Consider the following 16,432-nt stretch of genomic DNA (forward strand, 5'->3'; position numbering starts at 1 on the left):
CATCAAGCCTCGCTAATTGTGACCTCGCAATTCTGCATCTCGTCAGAGCCAGTGTACTCCACGTCGTAGGATTTCGTGACTTGTTGGCCTGTAGTTCGAGTCTCCAGTACGACAGTAAACTGCCCGCTATTTCCATCAGTTGAACAACCCATACCGTCCTCCCCGATTTCCGAGCCAAACGGGAACGAGTCGCTGAAGATATCTACTGTTTCACCTGCACCGACTACGACACGTTCTTTTTCGTATATCCCACTTCCACGGGGATCATCGACAGGATTGGGAACATCCCCGGTAAATCGGAGTTCAACTACTGCTTCCGGACCACTCCCGGTATTCTCCACGGTGACGAATGCTTCCCCATTCTTTTTCGAATCCGTTTGGCTTTCGCCATAGACTTCGTCCCATGGTTTATCCGGGTTATTCCGATAGAGCCCAACATCTCGTATCACCAATTCCGGCTGAATAGCGAGCGAGGTTTCTGCAACAGTCTCCTCGCCCTTCAGTGCGACAATCCGGTACTCACCGGGTGCATACGCGGTTCCGATATCGAACGAGACCTGTTGAACCCCTGCGGCTACGTCACGTTTCCCGAATAGCTCGCCGTTCGGTTGGATAAGGTTGACCTGGTCGACATCGGCCTCTTCGGAGAGTTCGACGACGAGTGTGGTCCCCTCGACAGCGATACGCGTGAGTGGGCCGTTGCCATCTGGAGAGGTCGTTCCGTCACCAGGCGTCCCAGAACCGCCATTGTCGTTCAAACAGCCAGCGACGCTTACGAGGGTGGCACCTACGACTGTTCGGAGGGCGGTTCGCCGACTGATGTGTGAGTGGTTTCTAGTCATGGACTATGGGTTCCGTTGGAAGATGTCTTCTGGACCGAGCATTCGGAGGAGCCGCTTCCCTGCGTAGAACATCACAATAAACGGGATGAGCTGCCAGCCGACCTCGAAAATGAACGCGAACCAACCGTCGATGGTGCCGAGCGGATGCCACCGAGCAGTTGCCGTCGCACTCACATACGCGGGGTCGTGCCCGAGCCACGAACCCGGATGGTACCGAGCCGTGTAGATGCCCGGCTCGTCGATCGTCACGATCGCCACCCCGGAGGCGTTGGTCTCGACGCGTTGCTCCGCGACGGTGATGTAGCCGTTGCGAGTGTTCCCGCCGATTGGATATCGTCGGTCGGGATCGCTGAGCACGATTGGTGCGCCGGTCTCGTTGTCCCGGAGTTTGATGCGAAGCGTGGCCTGGCTTTCGTTCTGCTGGAGCACCTCAACAGTCAGATTACTGCGCCGGAGCTGCCGCTCAGAGCCAGCGTCAGGTGCCACAATCGAGGCGTTCACGCCCCGTACGATCCCCGCTACCTGGAGCGCGTCGCGGTCGACTGTCTCGGCACGAACTGCGACGCCGTACGTCGTCGTGTACGACTGGTTGACGATGTCGATGTTGATGTTCTCGCCAAGAGTGCCGACCGGAGATGGTCGGTCAGTCCCCCAGGTGTCGATAATCTCTGGGCCATCGCGAACTGGTTCAGCCCTCGGACCGATTCGCGACGGGTACGCGTGGACGGAGACCGGTATCGTGTCAGACTGCACGGTAGCACTAGCAGTCCGAGTCGATCTGACGAGCATATCCCAGTTGGTGTTCCGAGCGGTATAGAACCGCCACACGCCGCGAACCCGTGCCTCACCGTCCTCGCTGAGTGTATACCCCTGCCACGGCCGCGACTGGAAGATGGCCACGCCGGCGTCGCCGTTTGGATACTCGGCGTAGTAGGGGTACGCCGAGAGGTCGTAGATCTCGACAGCGATCGAATCGGAGACGTTGCGCGATTCCGTCCGGTAGGTGATGTCCATCCGGTCACCAAGGTCGGTCCTGACGGTCTTCTTCAGTCGGACGCTTATCTCCGCTTCCAGCGTGAGATTCGCGCTCCGGTCGTCCTCGACCTGGTAATCCAGGGCAGGCGTATGGGACCCGTCACGCTCGGCGATGATCCGCCCGTTTTTCTTCAACCGGACTTCTTCGATCTCGTGCTCCGTGAGCGACCACGAGATAGTCGTGTTGCCGGAGGAACTCTCGTTGGGCACGCGAATACGGTAATCAACAAACCCGCGCATCGTCCCATTCGGCGCGATGTAGAGTGGCGTTTCACCGGACTCCAGGTGTCCACGAGTAGAGGGCTGGGCCGCGAAGATCGTTGCGTGAGCATCTTCGATGAAGACGCCGTCCTCAAGGTCTGCGTGCTGTGGATGCACGGACGTATCTGGGCCGCCGGCGTCGAGGTCCTCGAAGTCGTTCCGCGTCCACGTCGCCGCAGCCGCGGGCGGCCGTTTGAACGTAATGTCCGTTCCGTTGGCGACCTGATGGACAGCGGAGCGATTCTCGCCGTAGCGCTGGCGGTACTCCTCTTGCGTGATGTAGTTGTCCGCATCACGTGACCACAGCGTTGCCGACTCGTTTTCGGTGAGCCCGTTCCCTTCCGTACCTGGTCGTGGCGGGTCAGCCGCGACGATACCCGTGACTAGGCTCGTCGCGAGCAAGCCGACGATGAATACAGGGAGTTTTCCTCGTATCATCAGGTGTGTTGTGGGAACCGGGTAGTCACCAGGGGACGAGGTCCACGCACTCTGCCAGCGGGAGACCCATTATCGACCCGGCGACGGTGTACAGCGGGCCGAGGACAACGAGGACGACCGCGGACTTCATCGCGGAGCGCTTGTGGCGCTTGAGACCCTTCTTTTGCTCGGGGTTGAGAGTGAACATCTCGATGAGGGAGTCAGCCTGCCAAACGATGGCGAGGCCAACGATCCCCAGCGCAGTAGTCAGCTGGAAGAATCCCTCAATCATACTCGGAAGGTTATCTGCGCTACAGACCGCGTTGTCCTGAGCGGCTACTGGTTCTACAGCGAAGAGGCTGAGGAAAACGATCGTGAGCCCCACCTGCCGAGCGATACTTTTGTTCAACAGTGACTGATGTTCAGCGCTTTGCTCAGAGTCGGAGGGAGTCTTGTTCTCTGACATCGCGAATTATTCGTTTGCGGTATCCCCAGCCGGCGGCTTGCGATCTGGATCTTCCACGAGCGACTGGAGATCAGCGAAGCGGTTGGTGGTTTCAGCGATCTCTTCGAGTGTGTAGCCCTGCTCGCGGGCCCGCTCGAGGAGGTTTCGGAATTCGTCGGGATCCACGCCACGAACGTCCATCTCTTCGCGGAGGGCACGACGATAGAGGGCTGAAGCGTTGATGTGGTCGTTCCACATCAAGTATAGGTCGTCAATCTCTTCGATGGTCACCGATCTGGTAATCATATTTGTGTGGATTTGGCCACCGACACTGTGTGTTGGCGCACGGTGGTCGATACTTCTGAGGAATTAAGTGGAAATCGTTAGTTAACTAGGATTAATCCGATATAATCCCAATTTAAACTTCGATAAACGCTACAATAGCATCTGGTCTTAGAGGGTCTCGACGGAATTACCCAAGCTAGGCTTCTGATCAGTTGAGGTGACTGCCCCGATCCTCTCGGTGACTACTCAATCTCCAGTATCGTTCCCTCAGCCTCGTTGAGCTGTTCGCGAATTTCGTTCAACAGAGCTTTTCCTTCTTTATGTAATTCCTTACCCTCCTCAAGCGACACGTCATCCTTATCGAGTTGGTCGATGATCTCTTCGACCTGGTCGACTCGACGGTTGATTTCTGGGTCTTTCGCCATTACTCAGACCACCCCCAGCCAGAGGGCGGTGATGAGCAGCAACAGCACCAGTAGCACAGCGATTGCGGCTTTGTAGTAGACCGGCGATAGCCCCTCAGGAGCGGTCGCCTCCTCAACGGCCTCAGTTAGTTCCTGTTCGTGTTCGTGCGCCTGCTCAAAGGCCTCATAGGCGGCCTCTAGCTGTTGCTCAAGCGGGTCAATATCGCTAGCAAGGAAATCATTCCGAGACTTCGCGATGTACTCGCCGGCCGCTGTCGGTGTGATCGCGGCCATATCCGCTACCTGATCCGCGATTAGCCGGTCGTCAGTATGGCCAATTGCCGTGACGATCGGGGTGTTCGCGGTGAAGATCGCTTCCGCGACCCGTTCGGTGTTGAACGCCTGGAGGTTCGAATCGCTCCCACCGCCGCGGCCGACGATAATCGAATCGACGTCCTTGGAGCGGTCCAGATGGTGAATCCCGTTCGCGATAGACGTCGGGGCCTCTGACCCTTGGACGGTTGCATCCTTCACCAGGATGTCGACGGTGGGGTCCTGCTCGTGGATCGCGCTCTGGATGTCGTAGCGAGCGTCGCCCCGGAGCGAGGTCACAACACCGACCCGTTCCGGGAACGCCGGCGGGCGCTGTTTTTGCTCATCGCCGAACCAGCCACGCTCTTCGAGCTCGCTGCGCAGTCGCTGGACGGCGGCCGCTTGGTCGCCGTCGCCGCCGACGATCACTTCCCACGGCTTGAGGTCGATTTTCCCACCTTCAGTCCAGTAGTCGATATCGCCCTCGAGGATGACCTCCGTCCCGTCCTCGAGGTCGGCGTCCATCTTCCGATAGCGGTTCGCCCAGATCATACACGGAAGTTCGGCGTCGTCGTCAGTGAGCGTGAAGTAGAGTGCCGTACTGTTCTGATAGAGATCCGTGACTTCGCCAATACAGCGGACATCGCCGAGGGCAGGCGCGTCCTCAACGACCGACGCAATCCTGTCGTTCAGCTGTGATACACTAAGGATCTCTCCAGCCTCAGGTTCGACCGCCTGCCGTTCAGTATCCGGTGCCTCAGCCATATACGTCTGGTAACCTTTGAACAAGAGCCTCCAAAAAGCTACGTCCGAGTTGGGTTAGGACATACGCGTGGTATAGACTCCACATCCGGATGCTACTTCGTCTATTACTCAGGACTAATTCTCGTCTCTGTTGAAATCCTCAGCTAGTGACATACTCTGTTTCAGTCGCGGTCAGTACAGGGTAGGAATCTATCGGCGCTTCAGTAGCACAGAAATGAGCATAAGCGCCGCAAAGACGACTGTGAAGCCCATCACTCCGACTCCGAAGACGTAGTACGGGTTCGTAAAATCGGGACTGTTGAGGAACAGAAAGAGGCAAAAACTCGAACCCATCAAGACAATCATCGCAGACTGAATACTCGGATTATACCAGTCTTCAAGCGATTCCCGAACAGTCCCATACATATCAGAATAATAACTCCAATACAGTATGTCGTTTGCGGTCAATAAAAATCCGATACGTTCGCAGTCCTAACTGACCGGATGTTTGAGCTAAAAATCTATTTGAAGAGTATAATTTCAACGGAGCCCTACCGCTCGTTCACCCGGTTGTCCGTCTGCGAGAACGCTTCGGTCGCCATGTCAGCCCGCTCGGCCGCCTCAATATGCTGGTAGGCCTCGCGAACCTGTTCCTCGCTGTTGTCGAGATACCGCGCCGCAGCGGCGTAGCCGAACTGCCGGACGAGGACCTCGCCGACACCTCGACGTCCGCCGTGGAGTTCGAGGTAGTCACCTTCGAGTGAGAGGTCCAGCTCGTCTCGACGTTCGGCGAGCCCCTCGTGCGTCCAGAGCCGCTCCATAATTGCCCGGGCGCCATCGGTCGTGAGCGGCTTCGGCGCGTCAAGGTCGTGTTCGGCGGCGACGATCAGGTCGGGCGCCCCACCACGGACGCGGTCGATCGCGTCCTCGTTGAGGCCGGCGTCGGCCAGCCCGTCGGTGACGTGCGAGGCGAGCGACGGACGGTGGAGCGTCGTGAACACCGGCCACGACTCGGGGACCTCCAGCACTTCCGCGTACCGCTTCAACGGCCCGATGACAGGCTCGGGAAGTGACGCCTCCTTCCACTCGCGACTCTTCCGGAACACCGTCACACTGCTGTCCGCGAACGACACGTCACACCAGCGAATCCCGTTGCGTCCCTCACGGTCCTCCTTCGGCGCCGAAAGGAACTCCGCCCCGCGCAGGCCCGTGTAGGCGACGACGTACACCAGCGCCTGTTCGCGACACCGCTGGTACGCCTCGAACCGGGCGCGCTGTTTGGCCTGCCACGTTTCGCTCTCTAGGTCGCCCCGATCAGCGTGGGGCACCTCGATAGCGCCGAGGGCGTCGAAGGCTTCGGAGACCCGCCGGTCGACGAACTGCGTGATCAGGTCGCGGTGGATCGGCTCCCACGCCTGCTGGTCCCCTGGACGTCGGCCGTCGTTCTCGGGGAGCGGGTCCTCGGCGTCCGACTCCCGAGCGTAGTGGCGCGGGATGTACCCCTGCGCGTGCGCCCAGCCGCACCACGACGCGACGTGGGCATAGTACGTGAGGACGGTCCCGGCAGCGTACCCAGCAGTCGAGAGGTACCGTGCGTAATCCGAGAAGACCGTCGTGTCGAGGTCCGCGAACCGGACGGTGTAGCCGTCGACGACGCCCGCCCACGACTCGGGCGGGGAGGCGTTCGCCGGGTCGGTGCTCTCGCCTAGACACCAGCGCCGGAATCGCTGGAGCTCGCGCTCGGCATCAGTTCGGTACGCGCCCTGCTCGCCGGCGTCGCCTTTCCCCTTGTCGGTGAGGTATTTCGTGAACGTGTCCTCGATCGGCGTCTCGACGGAGCGGCGTCCCGTCATTGGGCCTCCGTAGTGTGGGGGTTTTGCCGTCGGAACGCCGCTCCAGCAGCGGCGATCGTGCTGGAGCGAAGAGCGTCGGTGGATGCGTTGGCCATGATTTTGATTCTGCCTTGATTGGGGCCACGGATGGGGGTCACTAAGAATTTACTCTGTCTTACTCAGCTAAGACAAAGTAAATAATTACGGTGAATATGAGAGTCTGTGAGTGCCTATCGAGTGGTATCGGCCGTGAGAGCCTATCTGAGTGGTACGAATATACTGTTATATTGTATATCGCTATATAGACTTTCCGGCATGGCTGATGCCGGCGCTCAACCCCCCTTTTGTTCCGGTGGGATAGTCACGCCTTCTGGCAAATTCCAGTGGAAATCACCACTTCCACACCGGTCTGCCTACGCTTATGTCTTCAGACCCCGTTGTTTCAGCCGGATGTCTATTGAACACACTACATCCCAAAACGTAGCGGAGGCGGGCGAGTAATGGCGGTTCGGAAGTCCAAGATCCCAGACACATGGGCCAAGCGAGGGACGGCCGCAAACAAGAACTCGAAGACTGCCCGGGAGAGGATAAAGCGTGACCTGAATCGCGATCGGTCAGCTCTCGTTCAGCAGACCGACATCAACGCGTTCACAGTCTACGCACAGGGGTCGTACAAGAACTACACTAACACAAGAGGGTCAAGCGACCTTGATCTGGTCGTACAACTCAGATCCCCGTGGAAGCGGGACCTCAGCGATCTCACCGCTGAGCAGCGGGAGCGGTATCACGATGAAAACTCCTCTGCTGATTACGGCTACGACGACGGCTTTCGTGATAGTGTCGCACAAGCCCTGCAGCAGTTCTATCGCGAAAGTCTGCTGAAGGACCCTATCGATAACTCTGGGAAGGCAATCGAAATCTCGGGCACACATAATCCCCTTCCCATCGACGTAGACGTAGTCGCCGCTCAGGAGTACCGCATCTACCACACCTATCCCGAGAATGGGGACCCCAAATACACAGAGGGGATGATGTTCAAGCCCCTCATGGGTGACGAGTGGTGGGTCAACTTCCCGAAAGTACACTACGAAAACGGGAACGCGAAACACGACAATTTCCGCGAGACTGTGCGGATGTTCAAAAACGCGCGAAACTACTACAACGACAACCACTGGTTCACCCTTGACACGCCCTCCTACTACATCGAGTGTCTGATGTATAATGTCCCCGACCACATGCTGGAAAAGTCCGAACTCACCGATCGGTTCGACGACGTCCTCTCGTGGTTTGAACGGGACAGAACGGACCTCGCTGACTTCGATCAGGTGTCAGAGATGGAGGATCTGTTCGGAGACAAGAACACGCAGTGGAACGCTAATGACGCTGAGAAGTACGTCGAGAAGATGCGGACGATGTTCGACGATCTCTAATGCGCGGGACCCATGGGTTCTCAACCGATCAACCGCGCCGGCGCCGTGTCACCCTCTTTGCGTTCGGTGCGGCGGGTGTCCTGATAGCCGGTAATCTTGGCTCATCAGTCGCCTCACTCACGGGATACGGAATATTCGCCAACCTAACGATTTCGTTCGTACTCGCATCGACAATCGTGTACTTGGTCGTTTCGAGAGGACTGTGGAACCTCTGGCCTATTTCGAAGGTGATTGGCTCACCACCAGACCTTAGCGGCGAGTGGGCCGGCCATCTCTACACAGACACGGATGAGTACGACGACGAAGACGTGGTTGCTGTCAACGAGCCCGGACACGACCTCGTCAAAATGGATGTGACTCTGCGAATCAGACAGTCGTGGGACCAGATTCTCGTTGAGTTAGACGGCCCGAACTCGACTTCAAAGAGCACGGGTGCGACCATCCTATTCGATGATGGGCCACCCACGCTAACCTACAACTACGACAATAGAGGCGATGACTTCCATGAGGAGCTGGACCAGCACGCGGGAACGACTACGATTGAGTATGACCCTGAATCTGAAACACTCGAAGGGACGTACTACACGGGTCCAAATCGAGAGAATCACGGCCGTCTTGAGGTAGAACGCACTTCCTGACGGCTAAACTGGTTCACCAACCCGAACCATTTACACTTTCACCGATTGTCTATGGCTCACCTGGTTTAAACGACTCTCCACGCGGTAGCCATTTCCCGAGTGCTGGATTCGTGTGCCATCCCGCGGTGGGTCGTGTCGCTGTCGGAGCCCTCTTCGACAAAGCTGGCACTCTGAGGCGGTTTGGTTACTTGGATGACGAGCCCGTTACCGGTGCTCATGAGTTGGTTCGGCATCTACTCAATCACCTCCGGTAGAGCCATAATCAAACGGTTCTGGTTCCGCATCCTTCGGCTGGTATAGGGGGTGGTTAGGGTGTCCTTCCTTCGTCCTATTCAATGCGTAGAGGTCGGCATCAAGCATTTCGACGACCTCGGGACCCCGATTGTACAACGCCCCATCCGTGCCCCACGCAGCGACAGTCATGTCCACTTCCTCGCAGATCGAACGGAGGTGTTCGTCGTTCTTGGGACCAATTGGGTTGTTGTATTCGCGAAGCTGCGACCGATCAGTCGCTCGGTACGCGAACAGGTTTCCTACAAGTATTGATCCGTATCCCCAGTCTTTCGCGTAGCCGAGGCAGCGTCGGATCGTGTTGTCGTCTTCGGATTCATCGGCCGTACTCGGGTTGAGCATAATGAAGCCGAGCGTTGGATTATCTCGGTCCCACGTTCGACTGAGGCGGTATCGATACACTCGGTCAGGACTCAGCACAGCGTCACTGTCCATAGTCCACCTCCTGAATCGTCGCGATTGTCCCGAGTGTCGGGTACTCCCACCGGATCAGTTCGTCGTCCTCAACGTGTGGACCGCGGCGTGAAGTATCGGCTGTGAAGATATTGTGGAATAGCATTCTATTTTAGAATAGTACACTAGTCAGTCAATTCTGAAGAAGCAGATTCGCGGGCCTGTTCGAACCGTTCGGCCACTTCATCCACGAGATCTTCCTCCACGACGGTTCGTAGGAGGGCATCAGTCATCTCCCGAACGACGATGTTCTGGTAGCCCTGCTGGTTGAGCTCCCGCTCTAATTCGTACTTTAGCCAGGAATCGAAGTCCTCAATCGTAGCCTCACGAGCGTAGAAGGGTCGCTGTTTGGCAGCCTCGTAGCTGAACGCGGTATCGGTCATCGGGTCCCGCGGCTCGACCGAGTCCCGAGCAGGGGTCTCCTCGTCGCCTTCCGATTCAGACGCGTCATCCGTATCCTGTGGGTCGTCATCCGGTTCATCCTCAAGCGTTTCCCCAAGATCGGCAAACGGATCGTCCTCACTCATGACGAACCACCTCCCCGTCCTCGACGATGTGCGCCAGCTCATCAAAACACGTCAACTGGTCACAGTCGGGATCATAGTCAAGCAGGGGTTTGCGCTCGCCGTAGGCCTTCGTGATGCTAGTTCGGTCCCGGATGCCCGGTGAGGGCCTGAGGTCACCGGCGTCAACGGCCTCCCAATCTGTAATTCGCGCGAAGTTCGGGATGCGGTCCTGGAGGTTATCGTGTGAATTGAGGCGTTCAAGCAGCTGGCGATCCTGGGTCTGCTGGTCGATACGGCTGCTTAGCATATTCGGAACCAGCGCCAGGACATCGACGTCCATATGCTGCCGAAGCGGTGAGATCTGTCGCTCGATGGTCCGCTCCAAGCCGGCCATCGCCTCGTTCCCTGGGGCGAGTGGAAGTACCAGATTCGCCGTCGCGACGAGCGCGTTGTCCGTGAGTCGGGAACGGTACGCCGGCGAATCCGTGACGATGTAGTCGTACGTGTCCCCGAGGAGTGGGTTGACGACTTCCCGCTTGAGCAGCGCAGATGGTTGGAACACGTCGCCCACGACTATCTCCCGCTCGACCTGTTCTAAATCCTCGCTGGACGGGAGAATATCGAACTCGTAGTTGGTATCGTAGACAACAGAGGTCGGGTCAGCATCGTCGAAGAAGACGTCACCGATGGTTTCCTCAGTGTTGTGATACTGGTCGTCAAACCCCAGCCCCACGGACGCGTGGCCGTTCGGGTCAAGATCGATGAGGAGGACATCGTGGTTTTGTGCGGCCAGCTGTCGAGCAAGGTTGACAGCGATCGTCGATTTGCCGACACCCCCCTTCAGCATACACACCGAAACCGCCCGAGAGTTCCCGTTGGTCTGGTTCGAATTATATGGGCTATTCGGGCTATTCGTTCTATCTATACTATTCGTACTATCTGAGCCACTCATGCTATTCAGCAGTATCAACCTCTCTCGACTTAAATCTGTGGTGAATAGCTTGAATAGTATTCTATCTAAAACATTTGTGCTATTTTAAGATGGTTTACTACTCTGGAATAGTCACAATAGAGTAAGTGGCTCAGGAGACAAGATCCAACATAGAGCGAAGTTCGGATTCGATATCAGTGCTCTGTTGAATCCGAAGAAGGTGTCGGGACCGGATCACTTTGTACTCGGTTCAGGAGTGCTTCCGAGAGAATTCAGAGATGGAATTTTGACAGGGAGGGGTAGGATCGAGATCACCGGGTGGATCGATCAACCTCCTCGACGACGAAGAGCGAGATAATCACGTCTTCTGAGATTGTGACTCCTGTGTCGTCATTAGATTCAACAGAGCACTATGCTCTTCTTATTTCTGACCACTAGTTGGTGCTAATCAGCAGCTTCTAGACTTCTCCACGAGGGTTGTGCTCGACGACATCTGCGAACGCAACGTTTTCTCGCACCTGTCGCATCTCGACGGTGACGCGGTCTCCGATATTCGTCTCGGGAACGATCACGACGTAGCCGCGCTCAACTTTCGCGATCCCGTCTCCTTGATCACCGAGGTTCTCGATCTCTACCTCTCGTTGCTCACCTTCCTCAACAGGTGGACCATCGTATTCCTGCGGTTGGTCTTCGTGGTTAGTCGATTGGATAGAGTCTGTCGTCTCTGTGTCGTCAGGATCCGATGCTACCGTCGAAATGAGTGCAACACGGTATGTCTCATCTTCAGCAATTGTCCCGGTTGCGATCTCGCGTTCCGGCACAGTGATTTGGTAGGTTTCATTATTTTGCTCAACAGTCGCAGTATACAGTGTTTGGAGTGTTTCAGAAACTTCCATGAATTACGTATACTTTGGTTCGTGTTCGATGACTTGTTTCTAGCGTTCCTGTCACCCTCAACTGATCATCGTCGTTCCTATCGAAAAACCTGATAGACCAGTCAGGGATTATCAGTACGCACTTCCAGCCTATCGGTTGGAGAAGGTGAGTGAAAGAGAACCTCATGAGTCCCCGCTTTCGAAGGTCTTCTCATCCCTTTCCACTCTCGAATGGTTGACGTCGACGAAGACATCTGCTTGGTGTTGACTTGGACCGAGAAGGTGATCGTTCCAAATCTGTACTTCTCCACGCTGTCAAGGGCAACCACTTCACCAGCTTGGATGGCCACAAGCGGATTTGAGCTGATCACGTGATTGAATATGGCTCAGTTGAAGCGTGGTGTCTGTCTCTCAGTGACATCCACACGGCACATATCTTCGGTAATTGCCATTTCGAAGCATCCCTTGAAGAGAGCGACCATATAGAACTTCGCGGGTGGTGACCATCCAATCTCTGGGTGATGATTGGGTTGAAACGGTCAGACAGATTCTTGGCAGCCAGAATAGTGGATCATGTTAACCAACAAATGCTGGCTGTGTCTTTAATTGTTGGTTAAAATGTATCACCGCTAGAAGGATTAGTACCGTGCATGGTTTTAGTACCGGAAGTGACTGAGGCGGCATGCTTAGTCAACTGCGCGTACGGCACACGAAATTGCGAGGCCGAGAATGAGAGCGACGACCACGGCAAGCACCACTGTTGATGACATGCCAGCGGACACGTTCAGCAACGCTGCAACCATACTGACATCTCTCTCATCGAATACTTAAGAAAAACTGTATCGTTTGCTGGTCCGTTGCCACCCGAAGTGACTTCGTCAGTATCACCGGATGAAACAAAGTGGCTCAGTCAATTTTTCCCCGTTAAAGCGCGTATTGCGGTCGATAACGCGCCCAGGGTGGGAACCTGTTGTATCGTACGCTTTTTATTGACGCTAGCGTTGCGATACTGTATGGATCGACGGGACGTGTGGCTACTTCTCCCTCGTCCCCTCCGGACCCTTCCTGCCGATTTAGCTGCGGTTACGCTCCTCACGGCGATCACGCTTGTGAGTGTGTTTGTGCCGGTCATTAACGACACTCCACTGCGAGTCGTGTTTGGACTGGGTTTCGTGTTATTTCTTCCTGGGTATGCGTTTATTGCTGCGCTCTTTCCAGAAGCTGGTGGCCACCCGTCCTCTGATACAGCGGACGATACGGCTGATTCCGCTACCACATCGACCGAGAAACCAAGTGCTGTCCCAGGCACCGACGCAGCGACTTCCGAGGCGGAGACACCAACACAAACATCGGACCCGGATCAAGAAGGAATCGACGGTATCGAACGGGTTGCGCTCTCATTTGGGCTCTCGATCGCCATCGTTCCTCTGATCGGCTTGGTGTTGAATTTCACTCCGTGGGGGATTCGACTGGTGCCGATTGTCGTCACGGTGGCTGGCTTCACACTTGGCAGTGTTGCGGTGGCCGCGCAGCGTCGCCACGCACTGCCACCAACCGATCAGTTCTCAGTCCCATATCGAACGTGGATTTCCACAGCACGAGCGGAGTTGTTCGAGCCTGAGAGTCGCACGGATTCCGCGCTAAATATACTGCTCATCGCCTCGTTGCTGCTTGCGATCGGCAGTGTTGGCTATGCTGTTGCTGTTCCACCACAGGGCGAGCAGTTCAGCGAATTTTATCTGTTGACTGAGAATCCTGATGGAGAGCTGGTGGCTGACGGTTACCCAGACCAGCTGGAGCGGGGCGAACAGGCAGAGCTGGTCGTCGGCATCTCGAACAACGAGTATGAACGCACAGAGTACACGGTTGTGGTCCAACTGCAGGAGGTTACCCAAGAGGAGAACGAGACTCAGGTTATCGACCGACAGGAGCTCGATCGCTTCACCACAACACTCGATCACAACACCACTCACCATGAGCAGCATCAGCTTGTTCCAACACGAACTGGTGAGAACCTCCGTGTCCAGTATTTGTTGTACGAAGGTGATCCTCCCGAGACACCCACGCAAGAAACGGCGTACCGTGACCTTCATCTCTGGATAGATGTCGTCGACTCCGCTGGTTAGTGAACCACGAGTGAATCTGTTGGCATCTGCCCTACGATTTTGTGACGAGTAGCTCGCCGATCAGTTGTACGGCATCGAACAGAATAGTAGGACTGTCTAGCGCTATATTTCCGCTCTGTCAACATCTCTTGATTGTCGGTGCCTAGCGAGTAGGGGACGTCGCGTTTCATCTCAGCGGCGCTGTTGAAATCCACAGCTGATGACAGGCTGGTGAGTTCGTGCTGAATACATGGGGCGAACGGGGTACGAACGGAGAGCGATCTACGGAAGAGAGTGATCGCTCAGTACAGAGTGTATGCCGAATGAGACCACCGACAAGTCGTGTATGGCAAATCAGACGATGAATCTCTACAAATCCCGAAAATCCTCGCCATCCAATTCAATGGCCAATTTATTTGTTGACCTCACACAACGTTTCGCGTCCGCTAGGAAGTCGTCGTAATTTTCTATACTAAGGCTTTCATTATGCTGATGAACGTAATTGTTCCTCTTGTTGATTACACGCTGTAGCTCTCCGTGAACGCCCTCATTAATAATCCCGGTGTACAACAACATCTTGACACTCCTCGAAGCCGATAGATCTTCCTCAAAAAATTTCTTTACCTGATTACTATCCTGGTGCTCTGTATCGACGATTTCCTGAATCAACAAATCTGCTGAGTAGGCCTCAATAACTCCAACAGTGAGAGCATATAAGGAAAGAATGTCCTGACGAAGATCTCGGGGAATTGTCGTCTCATCAACGACTGTCTCTAGCTGATCTGGTGGTTTGTTCGCTCGAAGCTCATCGACATACTCTTCGATGTTATCATATAGATCTTTGATTTCACCCACAGGATCATGAGTGCTCAAAACAGTACCATTTCCGTCCGCAGCCGTGAATTCCATTGATGTAAACGATGGCGGGAGCGGGTCTTCATTCCCATTCATAAGTAATAATTGAGAAGAAACTGTAATAATAGCCCAACATACGAGTGCTTTTAGAGGTGTCTTCACTCACTAAGCAGGCAAGTTCCATCGGTTGGTCCAAGATTCGGATGGAGAAAATAACGCAATTCCCGTGCTGACTGCATCCTCTACATTCAGCAACCAGTACCTATCAGTCCCCGAGTATCTCAACAGAGCCACCTCAGCTAATCTAATCGTCACCGAGTGACTGCGAGTCTACTGGGGCTGACCCGCCTTGATCGACGACGGCAGCCACCTTTTCGAGTACCTCACGGGCTCGCTCAGTTGAAACGGCTGGTTGTGCGAACGTTGCGATCTCGTATGCGGTAATGACTGCTTTTGTCTCTGCAAGCGATTCAATATCGGCGTCCTGACAGCGTTCATAAAATTCCCAGTGGGTGGTTGGCTCAGACGTATCCACCTGTGTGTGCAGCGCTGCCCGGAGGCTGCCATACGCCAGTTGAACGGCAACTGCCGTGTTCTCGGCTGCGAGTGCGGTGGCCGCTTCATCGAGGAGTTGCTGTGATCGTGTTGTCTGCGCCGATGGCTCTCTACTGGGATCCGTCGCCGGACGAGCGTCGTCGGTCGCTGCTGTTGGAGATGTCGACGAAGAAAATCTCAATCTGTCGCGCGGGTCCCATCCGGTTACTCGGGCAACTAGGCTCAGCACACTCCCGAGCAGAAGGAGTCCCAAACCAACTCCAGCCAGCTGTTGAAGTGACACTCCGGAGCTATCAGTTGAAGATGTCTGTGATGCCGTTGGTAGGTCTAGTGTCGCCGTAGCTTCGCTCGCAGATAGGTGTGTCTCGCTCCCGGTAAACGCGACACGAACAGTTGGTGAATCTGATCCAGCATCAAATTCAGTTGCTGCAACGGTCGTTTGATAGCTCCCGTCGTCGGTCGTCGTGACTGTCTCAATTTGACGATCGTCAACAAATACACCAAGCGACTGCCCGGTAACAGGACTGCCATCTGCAAGCGTGAGATTCCCGGTGAGTATTGCCTCGCTGGGAGTAGCTTCAGTATCCTCTGTGACTGTCGCTTCGAGCGACACCTGTGTTTCCACGGGGGTAATTTCTGCGGTGGTCGTGATGTTAGAGCCAGTGACTGCGGTTCCGGTTAGCGGTACCCGTAACTCCAGAGGTGAAGTGCCGCTAGCAGTTTCGGCGGGGACCGCACCTGTCAGCACCACCTGTCCATCACCCTGCGTCTCCCCAGTACCGATTTGCTGGCCGTCAAGGAGTAGCACCACCGGAACACCTGCAACTGTCGTGTTGTTACCGAGCGTCACTGTCCCTGCAACCTGAATGGGGGTTTGGTAGTTGCCGGCGATGCTTTCGTTTGCGACCGTGAGTGTGGTGGCCGTTTGATCGGTGATGCGGGCCGGTGCTGTCGTGTTAGCGCCAAGATACGGACTGGTGTCTGCTGGCTGGAATGCCACCGGCACGCTCGTGGCGTTGGCCGGGAGGAAGACAGGCTGATACGTGAGTGTGTAGTTCCCCTCAGCATCAGTTTCAAGCTCGTAGGAGCGCTCCCCAACCTGTATCGTCACGGGTTCGTTTCTGATCGGTGTGCCGTTTGCGGTGCGAAGCGTCCCGGTTAGTTGAGTTGCATTTTGAAATGAGAATGCCGACGGCGTCGCCGTTGCCGTTATATT

The 16,432-nt window shown here is 55.7% G+C and carries 16 protein-coding genes; 3 read left to right on the forward strand and 13 right to left on the reverse strand.

The window, feature by feature from the left end; genetic code table 11:
* Positions 1-2: 2 nt before the first annotated feature.
* From DJ73_RS06505 to DJ73_RS06540, 7 genes are all read right to left on the reverse strand, one after another.
* Positions 3-842 carry a hypothetical protein gene (locus DJ73_RS06505; protein WP_094557590.1) on the reverse strand — a complete coding sequence of 280 codons (840 nt, stop codon included), beginning with the start codon at positions 840-842 and terminating at the stop codon, positions 3-5.
* A 3-nt stretch (positions 843-845) separates the two neighbouring features.
* On the reverse strand, positions 846-2,576 hold the full coding sequence (locus tag DJ73_RS06510; RefSeq protein ID WP_176451090.1) for a hypothetical protein: 1,731 nt from the start codon (positions 2,574-2,576) through the stop codon (positions 846-848).
* Positions 2,577-2,601: 25 nt separating this feature from the next.
* A complete protein-coding gene (locus tag DJ73_RS06515) occupies positions 2,602-3,021 on the reverse strand; it encodes a hypothetical protein (protein ID WP_094557591.1) in 420 nt (139 codons plus the stop codon).
* 6 nt (positions 3,022-3,027) lie between these two features.
* Positions 3,028-3,306 (reverse strand): hypothetical protein, encoded by a 279-nt coding sequence (locus tag DJ73_RS06520; protein WP_094557592.1) that lies wholly within the window; start codon positions 3,304-3,306, stop codon positions 3,028-3,030.
* Positions 3,307-3,527: 221 nt separating this feature from the next.
* Positions 3,528-3,710, reverse strand: coding sequence for an exodeoxyribonuclease VII small subunit (gene xseB / locus DJ73_RS06525; RefSeq protein WP_094557593.1), 183 nt, complete (start codon positions 3,708-3,710; stop codon positions 3,528-3,530).
* Positions 3,711-3,713: 3 nt separating this feature from the next.
* Positions 3,714-4,766 (reverse strand): exodeoxyribonuclease VII large subunit, encoded by a 1,053-nt coding sequence (xseA, locus tag DJ73_RS06530; protein WP_094557594.1) that lies wholly within the window; start codon positions 4,764-4,766, stop codon positions 3,714-3,716.
* A 530-nt stretch (positions 4,767-5,296) separates the two neighbouring features.
* Positions 5,297-6,598: a site-specific recombinase gene (locus tag DJ73_RS06540; protein WP_094557596.1), complete on the reverse strand. Its 1,302-nt coding sequence runs from the start codon at positions 6,596-6,598 to the stop codon at positions 5,297-5,299.
* A gap of 479 nt (positions 6,599-7,077) precedes the next feature.
* Here DJ73_RS06540 and DJ73_RS06545 point away from each other — a divergent pair, with 479 nt between their 5' ends.
* Both DJ73_RS06545 and DJ73_RS06550 read left to right on the forward strand, forming a co-directional pair.
* A complete protein-coding gene (locus tag DJ73_RS06545; RefSeq protein ID WP_094557597.1) occupies positions 7,078-8,007 on the forward strand; it encodes a hypothetical protein in 930 nt (309 codons plus the stop codon).
* Positions 8,007-8,645, forward strand: coding sequence for a hypothetical protein (locus tag DJ73_RS06550; protein ID WP_141212919.1), 639 nt, complete (start codon positions 8,007-8,009; stop codon positions 8,643-8,645). Before DJ73_RS06545 ends, DJ73_RS06550 begins: the two co-directional genes overlap by 1 nt.
* Before the next feature lie 237 nt (positions 8,646-8,882).
* Here DJ73_RS06550 and DJ73_RS06555 read toward each other — a convergent pair whose 3' ends face one another.
* The 4 genes from DJ73_RS06555 to DJ73_RS06570 form a co-directional block, all read right to left on the reverse strand.
* On the reverse strand, positions 8,883-9,371 hold the full coding sequence (locus tag DJ73_RS06555) for a DUF1643 domain-containing protein (protein ID WP_176451091.1): 489 nt from the start codon (positions 9,369-9,371) through the stop codon (positions 8,883-8,885).
* A gap of 143 nt (positions 9,372-9,514) precedes the next feature.
* A complete protein-coding gene (locus DJ73_RS06560) occupies positions 9,515-9,916 on the reverse strand; it encodes a hypothetical protein (RefSeq protein ID WP_094557599.1) in 402 nt (133 codons plus the stop codon).
* Positions 9,909-10,847 (reverse strand): ParA family protein, encoded by a 939-nt coding sequence (locus tag DJ73_RS06565; protein WP_094557600.1) that lies wholly within the window; start codon positions 10,845-10,847, stop codon positions 9,909-9,911. The genes DJ73_RS06560 and DJ73_RS06565 overlap by 8 nt, the downstream gene beginning before the upstream one ends.
* Before the next feature lie 437 nt (positions 10,848-11,284).
* Complete coding sequence (locus DJ73_RS06570) at positions 11,285-11,722, reverse strand: TRAM domain-containing protein (protein WP_094557601.1); 438 nt, start codon at positions 11,720-11,722, stop codon at positions 11,285-11,287.
* A 992-nt stretch (positions 11,723-12,714) separates the two neighbouring features.
* Here DJ73_RS06570 and DJ73_RS06575 point away from each other — a divergent pair.
* Positions 12,715-13,827 carry a DUF1616 domain-containing protein gene (locus DJ73_RS06575; RefSeq protein ID WP_094557602.1) on the forward strand — a complete coding sequence of 371 codons (1,113 nt, stop codon included), beginning with the start codon at positions 12,715-12,717 and terminating at the stop codon, positions 13,825-13,827.
* 348 nt (positions 13,828-14,175) lie between these two features.
* On the opposite strand, the gene DJ73_RS19700 is transcribed toward DJ73_RS06575, so the two are convergent.
* Together DJ73_RS19700 and DJ73_RS20220 are read right to left on the reverse strand one after the other, a co-directional pair.
* The gene (locus tag DJ73_RS19700) at positions 14,176-14,757 is read right to left on the reverse strand and encodes a hypothetical protein (protein WP_141212920.1); all 582 of its coding nucleotides are present in this window, start codon (positions 14,755-14,757) and stop codon (positions 14,176-14,178) included.
* Between the two features lie 208 nt (positions 14,758-14,965).
* Positions 14,966-16,432: hypothetical protein (locus tag DJ73_RS20220; RefSeq protein WP_176451092.1), on the reverse strand; the 1,467-nt coding region annotated here is incomplete at its 5' end.

The sequence above is a fragment of the Halorubrum sp. Ea1 genome, from assembly GCF_002252965.1.
Taxonomy (GTDB): Archaea; Halobacteriota; Halobacteria; order Halobacteriales; family Haloferacaceae; genus Halorubrum.